A 16,283-nucleotide genomic window follows, 5' to 3' on the forward strand; every position below is an offset into this window, starting at 1 on the left:
TTGATATAACCAATATACCTTAATGAAAAGTAATACCCACATTTACCGTATTCCATGGCGGCTGATGCGCAAAAAATGGCGCCATAGTTTGCTCATGTTCTCCGTAGTGATATGTTACACTTTGTTTTCAGCATTTTCTTACGGTCAACGCATAACCTTTACTTATAAAAATGTAAGCTTAGAACAGGTATTGAATCATATTAAGAAGAGTACAGGCTACGACTTCTTATACAATTCCAAGCTTATTCCGAACAACAAACGGATTACCCTATCGGTGAAAGATGCCGATCTGGAATCTGTATTGGACCAATGTTTAGCACCTTTTCAGCTGAGTTATGAAATTCAGGATAAAACGGTTTTAATCCGTCCTGCGGCTAAGCAAGCTAGTGCAAACCAACCCTCTATTATGACTGCCCAAACGCAGCAGAGCGTGCAAGGGACAGTGAAAGATGCACAAGGGCAACCTATTCAGAATGTCACGGTTCGCATCAAAGGAACCTCTATTCAAACGAAAACAGACCAGCAAGGGAATTTCCAATTGACGTTTCCTGCAGGCGGAGGTTCGACGGTAGAATTTACCTCCATCGGATTTGCCACTCAGGAACGTCCTGTAAGCACGGCGGCCATGCAGATTATTCTGGAAGCGGCTACAGACGAAATTGATGAAGTGGTGGTGGTTGGATATGGTGCGCAAAAGAAAATCCATGTAACTGGATCTGTCGCTCAGATTAACCAAGAGGAATTAACCCGTGCACCGATGACCAACGTATCGAATATGTTGACCGGTAAACTTCCGGGTTTAATTTCCCGTCAAACTTCAGGCTTGCCCGGTAGCGACCAGGCAAATATGACCATCCGTGGTTTTGGAACCTTTAATGATTCTTCGCCTTTACTTTTGGTTGATGGCGTGGAGCGCCCCTTCAATAATATCGATCCGAGTGATATCGAGAGTGTCACGATTCTGAAAGACGCGGCAGCAGCCGCAGTTTACGGGGTGAAGGCCGCCCATGGTGTTATCTTGGTGAAGACTAAAAGAGGCTCCGCCAATGACGATGTCACCATTCGCTATAACAATAGCTTTTCCTTTTCGAATAACACGCGTTTTCCAGAATTTTTAAATGGCGTAGATTATGCCAAATGGCATAACCGCGCTCGGGAATTGGATGGCTCAAACGGCTATTTTTCCGATGAGGACATCGAGAAAATCAAAAATGGTGATCCCGATGGAAAACTTGGAAATACAGATTGGTTAGGCCTACTCTTTAAAGACTACGGCTTAAACAAACAACACAATATATCTGCCTATGGGGGCAATCAAAAAACACAATATTATATCTCCGCAGGTTTAATGGATCAAGATGGTATTGTGCCGAATGCGAGTTTTAAACGCTATAATGTGCGCTCTAATGTGGATGTGAATATTCGTAATGAGGTGAAATTAGCCATTAACGTAGCTGGCCGCAAAGAGGATATTGCTCACCCTGGTTTTGCAATCGCCCCTAATAATGGCTATAATCCGATAACCCAGGCAATTCGCGCCTTACCTATCATTCCGGATACTTACAACGATATTCCTACAGCCACAGGATCTAGTGCCAGTACCTGGAATCCGATAATGGCGGCTAATGAATCCGGATTCAATAAAAATAACCGCTATGTATTCGAGAGTTCTCTCGATCTTTCCTACGAAATCCCCTATATAGATGGCTTACGGGCTTCGATTTTCGGAAACTATGACCATAACTTCACGGAGAATCGCAATTTCTTACAGTCTTACTACCTCAATAAATACAATGTTGCAACAGGACAGTATGTTCGTGCGCGTGCAGATGGTACCTCGGAACTTTCATCCCTGTTTCAGGGATCTTCCAATGGTGCTTTGATGACGGTACGTCCAACTTTGCAGTATGATACGAAGATCAATAACCACAGCATAGGCGCCTTATTCCTGTATGAATACCGCCAAACCCGTGGTTCGAGCTTTCAAGCTAGCCGACGTGATTTTCTAATCAACGATATTCCTGAACTTTCCTTCGCACAGGAAGATGTTGCGAATTCCATACGAGGCAGTAGCACACAAACCAAGATTGCCGGTTATGTAGGTCGTTTTAACTATGGCTATGCCGATAAATACCTGGCGGAGTTTTCTTTCCGTTACGATGGGTCTTATAAATTCCATACGGATCATCGTTGGGGATTTTTCCCATCGCTTTCCTTAGGTTGGGTGTTATCGAAAGAGAACTTCTTCCAATCGGATAAAGTGGATTACTTAAAACTACGGATGTCCGCCGGGGAGTTGGGTAAAGATAATTTAGAAGCCTTCCTGTATAAAAGCTTCTTTGCTTTTACCACAACGCCAGTGTATGCTTTCGGAACCTCTCCTTTAGCAAACTATGCCCTTTATGCCACCAACTCGGTGCCTTCCTTTGACCTGACTTGGGAGAAAACCCGCGTCATCAATGCAGGAGCGGAGGCTACCTTGTTTAATGGGAAATTAAATGCAGAATTCGATGTATTCTATAAGTACACCTACGATATTTTACAGGGAATCGCGGGTGTTTACCCACCATCGATTTCTAATAATTACCGCACCTTAGAGAACTCGGGAGAAGTGAGTGCACGCGGATTTGAGCTTGCCCTAACGCATAGCAATCGGATTAATGATTTTGGTTATTCCATCAAAGGAAACCTCTCTTGGGCAAGAAATAAGGTGTTGAAACGCACGCAGTCTGAAAATGTACCCTCCTGGCAAAATATTATTGGCCAGCCTTTAGGTGGTGTATATGGTTTTGAAGCATTGGGATTATACCAAACGCAAGAGCAAATCGATAACCGTCCGACAGGACCTGGAGGGGTACAACGCCTAGGCGATTTAATGTACAATGATTATAACGGAGATGGTAAAATAGACACTTATGACCAAGTGCGTATCGCCCGTTCAGCAACTCCGGAAATGATGTTTGCCTTAGCACCAGATTTCTCTTGGAAGAACCTCCATTTTGGTTTCCAATTGCAAGGGGCTGCCATCAGTAATGTATTGATATCCGGGCTGTATCCGAATGGTACCATGGATCAGACAGAGTTTGCCAGAGCCTTCTATGGTGGTGGTAATGCGCCATATTATTTGGTGGAAGGATCTTGGACACCAGAAAATACAAACGCTAAATATCCGCGTCTTGGAGAAGCCTGGAATGGTAATAACGGCTGGACCAGTAGCTGGTGGGTATATAATGGTGCTTATTTGCGCTTGAGACAGGCTTATTTAGCCTATTCATTACCTAAGCAGGTGATCGAGAAGCTTCGCTTTAAAGAGGTAAAATTATCGGTTTCCGGAAATAATCTATTCACTTTCGATTATTTGAAATACATGGATCCGGAAATGCCAAGCAACAACAATGGCTATTACCCTCAACAGCGCACAATTAACTTTGGTATTGACGTAAGCTTTTAATGTTATGAAAAAACTATTTTGTTTAAGCCTTATTTGCGCCGCCTTAATGCAATCATGCTCCTTGGAAGTCGATCCATTGGATCGCTATTCCGATGTAGTAGCCTGGCGCAATGAAAAGAACATGGATATGTATGTTAAAGGCTTCTATGCTGGCTTAAGAGATAAATCAGATATCTATACGAATACCTTTTCCGATGCCTTGTCGGATATCTTTAAGTACAGTGTAAACAACCTAAATGGAAGTACTTTCCAAAATAAAACCCTCTTGCAGGAGAATTACATTACCGCCGGTAATGGTGTTTTAAGTGAGTGGGGGAATTATGGCCGTATCAAGGCTCTGAATGAGTTTTTATTCAATGTGGATGAGAAAGCAGCAGGAATTGATGAAGCGGCTCGCGCCATCCGTAAAGCGGAAGTTCGCTTTCTACGGGCCTACTTGTATTATCGCATGATTCGTAATCATGGCGGTATTATCTTGCGCCTAGAAAACTCCGGTCAGGATGGGGGCTTAGATAATGAGAAGGATGCGGTAAAAGCACGGATCTCTGAAGCCGAGAGTTGGGATTTTGTGATCAAAGAATTACAGGAAGTCGCCACAGCCTTGAAAGGACACACCTGGCCGGCCGCTGATTTTGGCCGCATAACGGAAGGTGCGGCTCAAGCCTTATTATCACGGGCAGCTTTGTATGCGAAGAATTACGCTGTCGTTATTCAAGCAGGCAAGCGCGTGGAGGAGTTGGGCTATACCTTAGATCCAAGCTATGCCAATGTATTTAAGAATGCACAGAGCAAGGAAGTTATCTTGCCGGTTCAGTTTGAGGCACCGGATTATGTGCACTATGTAGACCGTTACTTTGGACCATCAGGCGATGTGCCGAATCGTGGAGGTTGGGGTGGACCTACGGAAGAGTTAGTGTCGCAATACCAGATTAAGGAAGGTGCTGCTTTCGTAGATTTCAATTGGAATAATCCTGCACATAAAGCGAATCCTTATGTCAATCGGGAGCCTCGTTTTTATGCTTCTATTCTGTATCATGGTGCTGCTTGGAATAAGCGGACGATTGAAGTTAATGCTGGCGGCAAGGATGCTTTTGCGACCTACGATCAGAATGCCGATATCCCAGGCAATATAACGGGCTATTTCATGCGGAAATTCCTAACGGAAAGCAATCCGGATGTTGATTTAGGATCGGCAAGCTATTGGGTGGAACTGCGCCTGGCCGAGGTTTATTTAAATATGGCCGAGGCTTATGCGCAGACGAATGATTTTACCAATGCCTACAGCTACCTGAATAAAATCAGAACCCGTGCAGGTGTTGCTAATCGCACGGTAGGTTCTACCTTGACCGTATTTATGGATTATCTATCCAAAGAGCGCATGGTAGAATTGGCTTTCGAGGGCTTCCGCTATTGGGATTTACGACGCTGGAAAAAAGCCGTCGATGTTATACATGGGAAAAGAGCAACAGGGGTAAAAGTAACCTTGCAGAATGGAACAGCAGTTTTTGATCGGGTTACCATCGAAACAAACAACCGTTATTTCCCGGATAAATACTATTTGATTCCTATTCCGCAAGGCGAGCTCGCCAATAATTCCGCGGCATTACAAAACGAAAAATGGTAATATGAAAACGCTTCAACACTATATAATCATAGCACTCTTCGGGCTGTTTAGTTTCAGCAGCTGTACGCAGCAAGAGGTGAAATTTAACAGCGAAAATGCGAAGTTTCAAGCTATACAGATTCAAAAATTTGACTATCAAAATAGCCGGGGATCCGGGAATATTTACAAAGGGGAGTACAACAAAACCGGGGATACGGTCTATTTTCATGTGACTTATTATCCGGATGAAACGGCACCTTCTTTTACCGACTGGCAGATTCAAGCAACCTTGGCTTCAGGGGTCATGGTGCAACCATCGCTAAGCTCCATTCAAGATCTTAGCCAACCTAAGTCCTACGAAATTACAGCATCTGATGGCGTGGCGAAAAAACAAGTCGTATTGAAGCTGCTGATTTATGAGATTGAGTATGGCGACTTGGAACATGGATTCGGAAGATACAGCAAGCTTTTTGAAAAGAAAGCAGCTGATCTTGGGTTAACTGCCGATTACCAACGGAATATGGCCGTGTCCGGCGATTATTTAATTGTATCCAATGGCGTAAATAATCTATTGGTATATGATAAACGCACCGGTGCGAAGAAGGATGTGGTGATTCCAAAGCCTGCCAATTTTAATATTTGGAGTGTCTTTGCCGATGAGGATGGCGTATTACTGGCCAGCAACAATGCAAACTTCTCGGCTACTTCGCTTGGAACCGTATCGATTTATCGTTGGAAAGATGGGTTGGATAAACAACCGGAATTGTTCCATCAGTTTACGTCGGCAGGAATTAGCCTTTCAGGTGCAGGCTTTATTTCAAATGCTGCCGTTAAAGGATCGACGGCAAAAGATGCCAGCATCATGTTCGATGTAGATGGCCGCGGGCGTGCTGAGAACAAAGCAATCCGCGTAGCGATAGCGAATGGCAAAGCAGATCCGACTTTGGATGTCTTCAACAAGCCGGTAACTTCGGTATGGAATGGTAAAGTAGTGCCAATGTCTAGCACAAGTCGCATTCCTTTCGTTGGGGCCATGCTCGGGTTCCCACCAAGCATGGGCGTGCAAAGCAATGCCGGAATAGGCATGTTTACTGTAGATCCAGCGAAGTCCAACTTTCTGAATATGATTATTGCAGGATTGCATTATTTCGAATTTAATCATGCCAAGTACTTGGCGGTTGCTACTTCAAATTGGCCTGGCGATTATCGCTTGTTGATCTTTAACATGGATGATTTGAGTTTAGTGAGCAGTACAAAAGCGAATGCGGCTGAATTTGAAGCCTTTAATCCATTTAGTGAAGATTTATTATTTAAAAATGTTGCATCCGCCGGTGATGTCACGGTACAGGTTCAACCAGATGGAAAGACAGCCTTGGTTTATGTACTTGCCGCAAATGCAGGCATAGCGGCCTATGAATTAACCATAATTGGAGGAAAATAAGATGAAGAAAACGATAGTAAAGAGTTTATGTTTTTTAGGGGTATTAGTTTACCTGATGCAAGGATCTTCTTGCTCAGCAAGCAATCGCTTAGAAAATGAATCCGATAGTACGAAAGAGGAAGTCACGGTGAAGCCAAAATACTTATGGTTTGATGCTGAAGCTAATTTCGAACGCTTTTCGAATAAAGACTCTATTATTTATTATGTAAAAAAAGCAAAAGATGTAGGCTTTACGGATATTGTGGTCGATGTAAAACCTATTTATGGCAAAGCACTTTATAAGTCTAAGCTGATTCCTGAGCTTACGCAAGTAGGTAATTTTTCCAGAACCATTGATTGGGATTACCTGCAATTCTTTATCGATCAAGCGAAGGCGAATAAGCTACGCGTCACGGTGTCAACCACCTTTTTCCCAGCAGGAAATCCGGTCAACCAATCCGGATTGGTATACGAAGATGCTAAATGGGATGGAAAGACAGGTATTGAATACCTGCCAACCAACGAGTTGAAGGACATCCGACATGATAAAACTAAGGTTGCCGCATTCCTAAATCCATTGGATCCGCAGGTGCGTACATTCGTTATGGATATGGTGAAGGAAATTGTAACGAATTACGATGTTCAAGGCTATATCTTAGATTACTGCCGCTTTTCCGGGATAGAGACCGAGTTTTCTGAAACTACACGTAAGGCCTTTGAAACCTATATAGGGGAGAAGGTTCCTAATTATCCAAGAGATATCTTCTATTATGAAAATAACCAACGTGTGGAAGGGAGATTTGCCAAAAAATGGTACGAGTTCCGTGCTATGGTCATTCATGATTACGTGAAGGAAATCAAAGAAACAGCGAAGCGCATCAAACCAGATATTCATATCGAATACTGGGCTGCTTCTTGGTACAACGCGTTATACGCCAATGGGCAAAATTGGGCAAGTAAGAAGTATGATACCCATGCAGAACACAGCTGGGCAACAGAAAATTATAAGAATGCTGGATTTGCAGAGCATCTTGATGCCTTCCAGATCGGAACCTACCTTACCAAGATTTACGGAAAGAATGATCCGGAAAGTATTGAGTATGGCTTAGCCCGCGGAAAGCGACTGCTAAAAGGCGATTGTAAGCTCTATGGCTCTATCTATGCGCTTAACCATAAGGATAACATTGAGCAAGCCGTAGACCTTTGTTTAAAGGAATCTGAAGGCTTAATGGTCTTTGATATTGTTCAGGTCATCGGTTTCAATCAATGGGATGCGATAAAGCGTGGAATTGAAAAATCAGGGTTCTAAACCTAAACCACTATATGTAAAAAGGGGATAACCGATGTTATCCCCTTTCTTTTTGATAAATTTCTTTTTCATTTTTTGGACGCAGCTTGCCCACACAACCCGATGTAATTGGTAAAAAGAAATGCGATTTACCTACTAAAAGTCGTCGTCTTCGTCGTCGAAGTCGTCATAGCCTCCACCGATAGAATCGATTTCATCTAATTCGAAACCATCTTCATCATCATAGATGTCATCAGAATCATCGTCTGGGCCGTTGAAGTTGTACACTTGTTCTTCAACCATTACATCATTTTCAATTTCTTGCATTGTCGCCATTTTGTTAATTATGATATTGTAACTTTATCTTTAGTATCGTAAAATTATAGAAGAAATTTTAATTCAAAAATATTTTTTAAAAATTATTTAAACATGTAATAATCTTCTATTATCCAAATTTTATTCAACAATTTCCCCAATGCTATTTTCCTCTGCTACAATGTCTTTCAGTTGCGGTAGATCTTTCATGCTACGTAAACCAAAATGCTGCATAAACTCAAAACTCGTTGCATAAAGTAGGGGTTTTCCGATACTATCTGCTTTCCCTACAATACTGATCATGCCCTTGTCCAATAGCCTTTGCATGGTATAGTCACAATTTACACCCCGAATCTGTTCCACCTCCAATTTGGTAATCGGTTGGCGGTAGGCGATAATCGCAAGGGTTTCCAAACCCGCTTGTGACAGTTTCCTTTTTTCCTTGTGTAATTGCAGTTGATTAATCGCCGGATGGTAACTAGGTTTTGTTAGAAACTGAAATTGCTCGTTGATATCGTGCAATTCAAAAACCTGATCATCGGCGGCATATTTCTCTCTAATTTTCGCGACGAATTCTTCCAACTCCTGCTTGCTGATTTCAATGGCCATAGCATCTTGCAATACCACGCGTAAATCGTTCAGCGCGATGCCATCGCTAGAGGCGAAAATGATGGCTTCAATATTTAATAGGATCTCTTTCAAAGCAGGGGTTTAATAGTTTATCACTTGCTCTTCCATATCTTGCGGAAGGGTTCTGAACTGATAGGTTTGCGTTCTTAGCTGCGGTTCAAAGCCAGCTTCGGAAATCGCATCCTGAATAGATTTGGAGGTAAAGCGGTGTGGTGCACCTGCTGCCGATACCACATTCTCCTCAATCATGATGGATCCAAAGTCGTTTGCACCGGCATGTAAACACAGCTGCGCTGTTTGTTTACCTACGGTTAACCAGGAAGCTTGAATATTCTTTACGTTAGGCAACATGATGCGACTTAAGGCAATCATGCGGACATATTCGTCGGAAGTTACATTATTGGTGATGCCACGCAGGCGTTTTAGCAAGGTGCCATCATCCTGGAATGGCCATGGAATAAAGGCCACAAAACCATATGCATCGTCAGGTTTTTCATCCTGCACTTCCCGAATCCATACCAAGTGCTCAAAACGCTCCTCAATGGTTTCAATATGGCCGAACATCATGGTGGCCGATGTTGGCAGGTTTATTTTGTGGGCAGCCCGCATTACATCCAACCATTCTTGGCCGCCACATTTTCCTTTGGAAATCAGGCGTCGCACGCGGTCGTTCAATATTTCAGCACCAGCACCCGGCAGCGAGTCGAGTCCGGCTTCTTTAAGGGCAGTCAATACTTCCAAGTGGCTGAGGCCTTCCAACTTAGCCACATGGGCTATTTCCGGCGGCCCTAATGAGTGTAACTTTAAACTTGGGTACAATTCCTTCAGCTGCTTAAATAAATTGCTGTAGAAGGCGAGCCCCAGGTCTGGGTGGTGTCCACCTTGAAGTAAGAGTTGGTCGCCTCCAAATTTAAAGGTCTCCTCAATCTTCACTTTATAGGTTTCGATATCGGTAATATAACTATCGTCGTGGCCGGGTCTGCGGAAGAAGTTACAGAATTTGCAATTGGCAATACACACGTTGGTGGTATTCACATTGCGGTCAATTTGCCAAGTTACTTTGCCATGGGGCACTTGCTTCTTGCGAAGTTCATTGGCCACATAGGCTAAATCGGCAGTAGGGGCATGTTCATACAAAAAAACACCTTCCTCTTTACTGAGGAACTCAAAGTTTAATGCCCGTTCTAATAAGCTGTTCACATTCATCACTAACAAAGATACGTAGCTTTTTATGAAATCAAAAGAAGAACCTAAACAGCCCTATAGGAATCTATTTCTGCTTATTTTTTTACAGGTTGGTAACTTTCTCTTAATAAATAGTTGCCTTAAATTTCATAAATTTATAAAACACTAAGGAGGTTACCATGCGACCGGAAACAATTCATATTGAACGTACTTACCCCATTTCCATTGCCGACCTTTGGCGCGCGCTGACGACCAAAGAAAACATGAAGGAGTGGTTTTTCGAGATTCCAGACTTTACGATGGAAATAGGGGGCGAATTCCAGTTTTTCAGGCATCAGAAACAACAGAACCTGTTGCACAAGTGTCAGGTCATAGATGTGGTGCCCAAGCAGCTTTTTAAGTTTGCATGGCGCCATCCGCGACAAACTGGCGAGTCTTCCATTGTTACGTGGCGATTAATTCCCCGAGGCGAGGCGACCACCTTACACCTGACTCATGAAGGCTTAGAGAACTTTAAGGGCGCAGGCGAACAGTATTCCCAGGAAAGTTTTGAGAACGGTTGGAATTATCTTCTTGGCGAAACCCTCAGTAAGTTTCTCGACAAACAGAAAGTTTCCAGCTGAGCCGACAGCAGTAGCCTACCGGTTCCTATGAATAATTTATAAATTATTTGTAGTACTCCTTTTTTTTCCTTTAAATTTAACGATTTGTAAACCTAAGCAGCTCAAAATTTAAGCGGAATAAACATCCTTTATGAAGAAGATCCTTTCCAGTTTATATGTTCAAGTAATTATTGCCATTGTTATTGGTATTCTTTGCGGGATTTTTTACCCCGATTTTGCAGTCAAGATGAAGCCCCTAGGGGATGGCTTTATCAAACTTATTAAAATGGTCATCGCACCATTAATCTTCAGCTCCATTGTGATTGGCATCGCTGGGATGCAGGATATTAAAAAAGTAGGTAAAATAGGCCTCACCGCCATTATCTATTTTGAAATCATGACCACAGTGGCCTTGCTTATCGGATTGGTCTTCGTGAACTGGATTCAACCGGGCACCGGCATGAATATCGATCCAGCCTCTTTGGATCCATCGGCGGTATCCGAGTATGTATCCAAGTCCAAAGAGCAGGATTCCATCATGGACTTTATCATAGGCATTATTCCAAGCAATGTCATTGCAGCTGTAGCCTCCGATAACCTCTTGCAGGTATTGGTATTTGCTGTGCTGTTTGGTGTGGGCTTAACCAAGATAGGTGAGAAGGCTGCACAACCTGTTTTAAATGTCTTAGATTCCTTTCTAAAAGGCTTATTCGCCGTTATTAAAATCATTATGTACTTGGCACCTATTGGTGCTATGGGCGCCATGGGCTTTACCATCGGAAAGTATGGTATCGAAGCCTTGTCTTCTTTGGGCATGCTGATGTTGAGTTTTTACCTCACATGTGTCATCTTTATCTTAGTGGTCATTGGGGCGGTTCTGCATTTTTATGTCAAAGTCAATATTTTTAAATTCTTAACCTACATCAAGGAGGAACTATTAATTGTGTTGGGAACCTCCTCTTCAGAATCGGCCCTTCCCGGCATTATGAAGAAACTGGAAGATGCAGGCTGTTCAAAACCCATAGTAGGATTGGTTATTCCAACGGGCTATTCCTTTAACCTGGATGGCACCTGTATATACCTAACGATGGCTGCCGTTTTTATTTCGCAGGCTTTAAATATGCACCTTAGCTTAGAACAAGAAATAACCCTGTTACTGGTGCTTTTATTAACGTCCAAAGGAGCTGCCGGAGTAACCGGTAGTGGCTTTGTCACCTTAGCAGCCACCCTGCCCGTAGTAGGGCATATACCGGTGGAAGCAGTCGGTATCATCCTGGGAATCGACCGTTTTATGAGTGAAGCACGTGCGCTAACCAATATTATTGGCAATGGTGCTGCCACCTTAGTGGTTGCTAAATATGAAAAAGGATTAGATCAGGAGAAGCTACAGGAAAAATTAGGCTAAAAAAATCAAGGGGTAATACTTTCGTACTACCCCTTTTTTTATAAAGTTATTTCTTTTTTGTTGTTAGCATCGCTGCTATCTTAAAAATAACCTTATTTGTACTATATATAACGGCAGTGTTAAGCGAATATTGTGTAAGTATTAAAATAAATTAAAAAATATTTTAAGGCCTATTTTAGACCCATTTATAATTTTGCATCGATTAAACCGTTTTTAAAAAGGACTGTCTTATTTGGAAAATGACGAAAGAACGAATGAAAAAAAACTATTTTAACAGAGCATTACTGTTATTCAATACCTTTAAAAATCGAAAGTTAACCCAAGATGATTTGGAGGTTGCTGAAGATAAAGCCAAGCATTTAGGCGCAAAAACCAATGAGTTTTCGCTCTTGCTGGATATGGTAAAAGATACGTTTGCCGGTCGTTATAAAATGAATAAATGGAATATGTCCGTCATCATCGCGACAATAGCCTATGTGGTATCACCAATCGATGCTATTCCGGATTTAATTCCTGTATTAGGATGGGTAGATGATGCTTCCATTGTGGGTTATGCCATTGCCAAATTAGCGGATGAAATCGAACGCTATCGAAAATTTAAACAATTGAAATCAACAGAGCTATTATAAATCATAGAATGATTATATAGTGAGCTAGCCAGATAGGCTAGCTTTTTTTTGTCCTTAATTTTTAGTAGCATTGATCATGAACCGGAAGACCTTTATTAGTTTGTTTTGTTTGCTAGGCAGTTTTGTTGGAGCGCTCGCGCAAGATTATACCGCCACGCTCGATGCGCTTATCCAGCAGTATTATCCCCATGCAGATCATCCGGGCATATCGTTGCAAGTCATGCATACCGCTAAGCCCGAGCGGCTATACCAACGGACAGTAGGCCTAGCCGAATTGGTAAAGCAGGAAAAAATTCTACCGCAGAGTAATTTCCGATTGGCATCCGTTAGTAAGCAATTTACGGCTTATGCCATCTATTTGCTGCAGCAAGAGGGCAAGTTATCATTTACTGATCCCTTAGCAAAGTACTTTCCGACCTTAAAAGGCAAGGCGCGTAAGGTGCAGATCCTCGATTTGCTAAACCATACTTCCGGATTAAAGGACTACGAGGATGAAATCCCAATCCAACAAACCGAACAGCTGTCCGATGCAGATGTGCTCCGATTGATTCAACCCTATTCTGAGGCTTATGCCAAGCAGAAGTACTTCAAATACAGCAATACGGCTTATTGTTTATTAAGCTTAATTGTCGAGCAGTGCAGCCAACAATCCTATGCAGCTTTTATGCATAATCGTGTATTTCAAGCTCTTGGCATGCCCCACACCCAAGTCAAGGAGGCGAACGCTGTAATAAGCAGCCGTGCTTATGGTTATCATTTATCCGGTGGTGAATTTGTCTTTGCCGATCAAAGCATCACCTCAGCAACTAAAGGTGATGGTGGGGTATATTCCTCTGCTAAAGATTATGGGGTATGGGCTGCACATATTATCCAATCCTATATGCAAAAAGAGGCCTATTATCAGTATTTGCAGCAAGGCAGTAAAGTAAGCCCAGTTATAACGTATGCATTGGGATGGTTTATGATGAAAGATCAGCAGGGTAGGACTTGCCTGATCCATTCCGGCGAGAGTACCGGCTTTCATAATATCGTATGTATTCAGCCGGAAACAGGATTAATCATCAGCTTATTCAGCAATCGGGATGATCAGCAGATCAGTCCTTTCTTTGAAGGGGTATTAGCCGCATTGGATATCCAACCGCAAGGTATGGAAGGAAAAGACTTGTTTCAATGGCTCAGTGCAGCCTATGCCCATCAAATAAAACAGCAGCAGCAATAAGCTGCTGCTCGCTAAAAAATGCTGTAAGCCGCTATTTTATCGATATAGCGAAACTCGTTATCTTTTTGAGTTTACTACTAGCAGCCGATGTAAATTCATAAGTATCATTGAAAGCTATAGTTTCTTTCGCAAAACGCATGCTGCCCATGGCGGAAGCAAACTTACCGTGTGTAATAATAACTTCTAAATTCAGCGCGTTTGCTTTCGAAAAAGTTGCAGTTCCCAAAAAAGCAAGAACCTCCGCAATACCGTTTAGCGTTTTGTTGCCCACCATTTCCCACACGATATCGGGATGGAAAAATTCCGCCATTTCTTTGCTGTCGGCATTGGCAAAAGCGATATTGAGGTCGCGGATCATTCGTCGCCGCGGGGCATTGTCGCAATCTTTGGGAACAGTGATTTTCATAAACTTATTGGTTTTCGAGAATTTCTTTTAAATTTTGAAGGCCTGCTTGGAAGTCTTTGTTCATATCAAAAAATAAACCCATCACATTCCAAGGGTAGGGCATTTCCCCATCAATGGCCCATAGCACTTTCGTTTGGTTGTTTCCCGCATCTGTCAGCAGCATATACGATTTATTCGCATGATCCGAACCCGTGAAATATAAGTCCATATCCACGCGATTTCCTGGATCGATGTTGGTAATAACTTGTTTGCCATCACCCACTTTCTTGCTCTTCCAGGTATAGACAAAACCTACTGTCCCGTCGGTGCCTTCATAAGCGCGGGTAATTGCCGGATCCTGCCGCGACCAGTTGTCAAACTTATGCTGGTTCTTAATGTATTTCACATAGTCAAAAACTTCTTGCTTGGGTTTGTTAATTAATATTTCCCCACCGGCATGGAAGGCTTTCGGAAGAATAAGCCCTAAAATCAATACCAAGCCAACTAGACCCAGTACGATAAATAAAACATACTTTAAAAATTTCATAGGATGAATAAGATTGGTTTAATTTGTTTGTTGAAGTAAGTTGAGCAGCTGTCGAACGGTGTTTACATTGCGACCTGTTGCCTTTACTTGAAGTTTTTTCTCAAAAAAAGCATTACTAAGTTTCGCCTGAGCCGCCCCATTTGGTAAGTGAAAATAACTGTGTCTACCCTTTACCTGGAACTCCTCTGGAAGATAGGCCTGCGGTTCCAGGCTATCGCGCAATTCCTGCTGCGGTTCCTCCGATAAAAAGGTAATAAACACCCGGTTGCCTGGTAAGTCGGCCGAGAAAGGGTTGCTGTCATAAGCCTTTTGTAATTCAGCTTCATCATAGGCAAAAGCGGTAACAGCCAATTGAAAATGCGTCTGAATCAAATCCTCCACCTTTTGGCGGACTTGTTCTTTATCCAGATCACTATTCAATAAAATATTACCGCTTTGTATATACGTCTGTACGTTTTGAAATCCATGTTTCCCCAAGATGTTCTTGAGTTCAGCCATTTTAATCAGGTTCTTTCCTGAAACATTTACGGCGCGTAAAAAGACAACAAAACGGTTCATATCTTTTATTTTTGCTTAACGAGCTCAACGCGTCTGTTTTTGGCTTTATTGGCTTCCGAGTCATTCGCCACTAAAGGACGCTCTGCACCAAAACCGCTCGCTTTTAAACGGCTTTTGTCGATACCTGCTTTTACTAAGGCCGATACTACGGTATTCGCACGTTCTTCAGATAGCTTTTTATTATGCGCGGCATCGCCTGTATTATCGGTATGTCCTTCCACGGCAAGCTTTAAAGCCGCATCGCCTTGTAATACTTTGGCGATTTCAGCAACCACATCCTGCCCATCCGTTTTTAAGCTGGCTTTATCGGTGTCAAAATTAATGTATAAGATCGCCTTTCCTTTTTCTGCTATATCTTTAGCAATGCTGCTCGATGTTATTTTTTGAATGGTTTGGGTCAAGGGCTTTTCTTGTACGATTTGAATCGCACCACTTTCATTCGATTTTACTTCCATTTGGATGTAAATATCACCGTCGGCACGACGAATGATATACGATTTAATAGGGTTGTTATATACGTCTAAGGAGCCGTCGTCTCCTTTGTAGGCAGCATTATCATCGTAATATTTCGTTTGCGTAGCATCCAACTTGCCTTCGAATAATTTAACACCTCCAGCCGTCAAAATCGCATCTTCGTAACTTTTATTCAGGTAATGGTTGCTAATTTCAACCTGACTCTGCTGATCCGGGTGAATATAGCTGCGAAATACTTTTCCTTCTTTGGCTTGCAAGCTACCATCGGGCATCGCAATATATAACACATCAAAGGCTTTCACTTTAGGGCTATTGATGTATTTACTGCCCTCAGGTGCCGTAAAGAAGGGGAATTCCCCTAAATCAACGGTTGATATTTGAATTGTGTTGATGTCCAAGGTGCTACCTTCTGTTTCAGGAATTGATGCCGTACTATCGATGGTCTCAACAATGGTATCTGTAGGTTGTTTGCTTTCTTGTTGGGCATTATTGCAAGAGCTCAGGATAGAAGCGGCCAATAAGCCTGTTATAAAAATTCTTCTCATAGGTACATTAGTGCTGTTTACGACTAA

The 16,283-nt window shown here is 42.5% G+C and carries 15 protein-coding genes; 8 read left to right on the forward strand and 7 right to left on the reverse strand.

Features of this window, described 5'->3' with window-relative positions:
* The first annotated feature begins 22 nt into the window (after positions 1-22).
* The 4 genes from GQF63_RS08450 to GQF63_RS08465 are packed head-to-tail and all read left to right on the forward strand — an operon-like array spanning position 23 to position 7,783.
* On the forward strand, positions 23-3,451 hold the full coding sequence (locus tag GQF63_RS08450; RefSeq protein ID WP_160368789.1) for a TonB-dependent receptor: 3,429 nt from the start codon (positions 23-25) through the stop codon (positions 3,449-3,451).
* A gap of 4 nt (positions 3,452-3,455) precedes the next feature.
* Positions 3,456-5,075, forward strand: coding sequence for a RagB/SusD family nutrient uptake outer membrane protein (locus GQF63_RS08455; RefSeq protein ID WP_160368790.1), 1,620 nt, complete (start codon positions 3,456-3,458; stop codon positions 5,073-5,075).
* Position 5,076: 1 nt separating this feature from the next.
* On the forward strand, positions 5,077-6,495 hold the full coding sequence (locus GQF63_RS08460; RefSeq protein ID WP_160368791.1) for a DUF5018 domain-containing protein: 1,419 nt from the start codon (positions 5,077-5,079) through the stop codon (positions 6,493-6,495).
* Position 6,496: 1 nt separating this feature from the next.
* Positions 6,497-7,783 (forward strand): family 10 glycosylhydrolase, encoded by a 1,287-nt coding sequence (locus tag GQF63_RS08465; RefSeq protein ID WP_212592507.1) that lies wholly within the window; start codon positions 6,497-6,499, stop codon positions 7,781-7,783.
* A 135-nt stretch (positions 7,784-7,918) separates the two neighbouring features.
* Here the strand turns inward: GQF63_RS08465 and GQF63_RS08470 are convergent, their stop codons facing one another.
* From GQF63_RS08470 to mqnC, 3 genes are all read right to left on the reverse strand, one after another.
* The gene (locus GQF63_RS08470; protein ID WP_160368792.1) at positions 7,919-8,098 is read right to left on the reverse strand and encodes a hypothetical protein; all 180 of its coding nucleotides are present in this window, start codon (positions 8,096-8,098) and stop codon (positions 7,919-7,921) included.
* 120 nt (positions 8,099-8,218) lie between these two features.
* Positions 8,219-8,779 carry an SMC-Scp complex subunit ScpB gene (scpB, locus tag GQF63_RS08475; RefSeq protein ID WP_160368793.1) on the reverse strand — a complete coding sequence of 187 codons (561 nt, stop codon included), beginning with the start codon at positions 8,777-8,779 and terminating at the stop codon, positions 8,219-8,221.
* 9 nt (positions 8,780-8,788) lie between these two features.
* Entirely contained in the window at positions 8,789-9,913 is a 1,125-nt protein-coding gene (gene mqnC / locus GQF63_RS08480; protein WP_160368941.1) for a cyclic dehypoxanthinyl futalosine synthase, read from the reverse strand.
* 158 nt (positions 9,914-10,071) lie between these two features.
* Between mqnC and GQF63_RS08485 the strand changes: the two genes are divergently transcribed.
* From GQF63_RS08485 to GQF63_RS08500, 4 genes are all read left to right on the forward strand, one after another.
* Positions 10,072-10,515 carry an SRPBCC family protein gene (locus GQF63_RS08485; protein WP_160368794.1) on the forward strand — a complete coding sequence of 148 codons (444 nt, stop codon included), beginning with the start codon at positions 10,072-10,074 and terminating at the stop codon, positions 10,513-10,515.
* Positions 10,516-10,645: 130 nt separating this feature from the next.
* On the forward strand, positions 10,646-11,899 hold the full coding sequence (locus tag GQF63_RS08490) for a dicarboxylate/amino acid:cation symporter (protein ID WP_160368795.1): 1,254 nt from the start codon (positions 10,646-10,648) through the stop codon (positions 11,897-11,899).
* Between the two features lie 254 nt (positions 11,900-12,153).
* Positions 12,154-12,528, forward strand: coding sequence for a YkvA family protein (locus GQF63_RS08495; protein WP_160368796.1), 375 nt, complete (start codon positions 12,154-12,156; stop codon positions 12,526-12,528).
* A 76-nt stretch (positions 12,529-12,604) separates the two neighbouring features.
* Complete coding sequence (locus tag GQF63_RS08500; RefSeq protein ID WP_160368797.1) at positions 12,605-13,747, forward strand: serine hydrolase domain-containing protein; 1,143 nt, start codon at positions 12,605-12,607, stop codon at positions 13,745-13,747.
* A 31-nt stretch (positions 13,748-13,778) separates the two neighbouring features.
* On the opposite strand, the gene GQF63_RS08505 is transcribed toward GQF63_RS08500, so the two are convergent.
* From GQF63_RS08505 to GQF63_RS08520, 4 genes are read right to left on the reverse strand one after another with little or no spacing between them, the layout of a single operon-like run.
* Entirely contained in the window at positions 13,779-14,153 is a 375-nt protein-coding gene (locus tag GQF63_RS08505) for a nuclear transport factor 2 family protein (RefSeq protein WP_160368798.1), read from the reverse strand.
* 4 nt (positions 14,154-14,157) lie between these two features.
* Entirely contained in the window at positions 14,158-14,679 is a 522-nt protein-coding gene (locus GQF63_RS08510) for an SRPBCC family protein (RefSeq protein ID WP_160368799.1), read from the reverse strand.
* A gap of 18 nt (positions 14,680-14,697) precedes the next feature.
* Positions 14,698-15,237: a DUF1697 domain-containing protein gene (locus GQF63_RS08515; RefSeq protein WP_160368800.1), complete on the reverse strand. Its 540-nt coding sequence runs from the start codon at positions 15,235-15,237 to the stop codon at positions 14,698-14,700.
* A 5-nt stretch (positions 15,238-15,242) separates the two neighbouring features.
* The gene (locus GQF63_RS08520) at positions 15,243-16,256 is read right to left on the reverse strand and encodes an OmpA family protein (protein ID WP_160368801.1); all 1,014 of its coding nucleotides are present in this window, start codon (positions 16,254-16,256) and stop codon (positions 15,243-15,245) included.
* Positions 16,257-16,283: the final 27 nt, after the last annotated feature.

Origin of the sequence: Sphingobacterium humi, assembly GCF_009768885.1 — a bacterium.
GTDB lineage: Bacteria > Bacteroidota > Bacteroidia > Sphingobacteriales > Sphingobacteriaceae > Sphingobacterium > Sphingobacterium humi.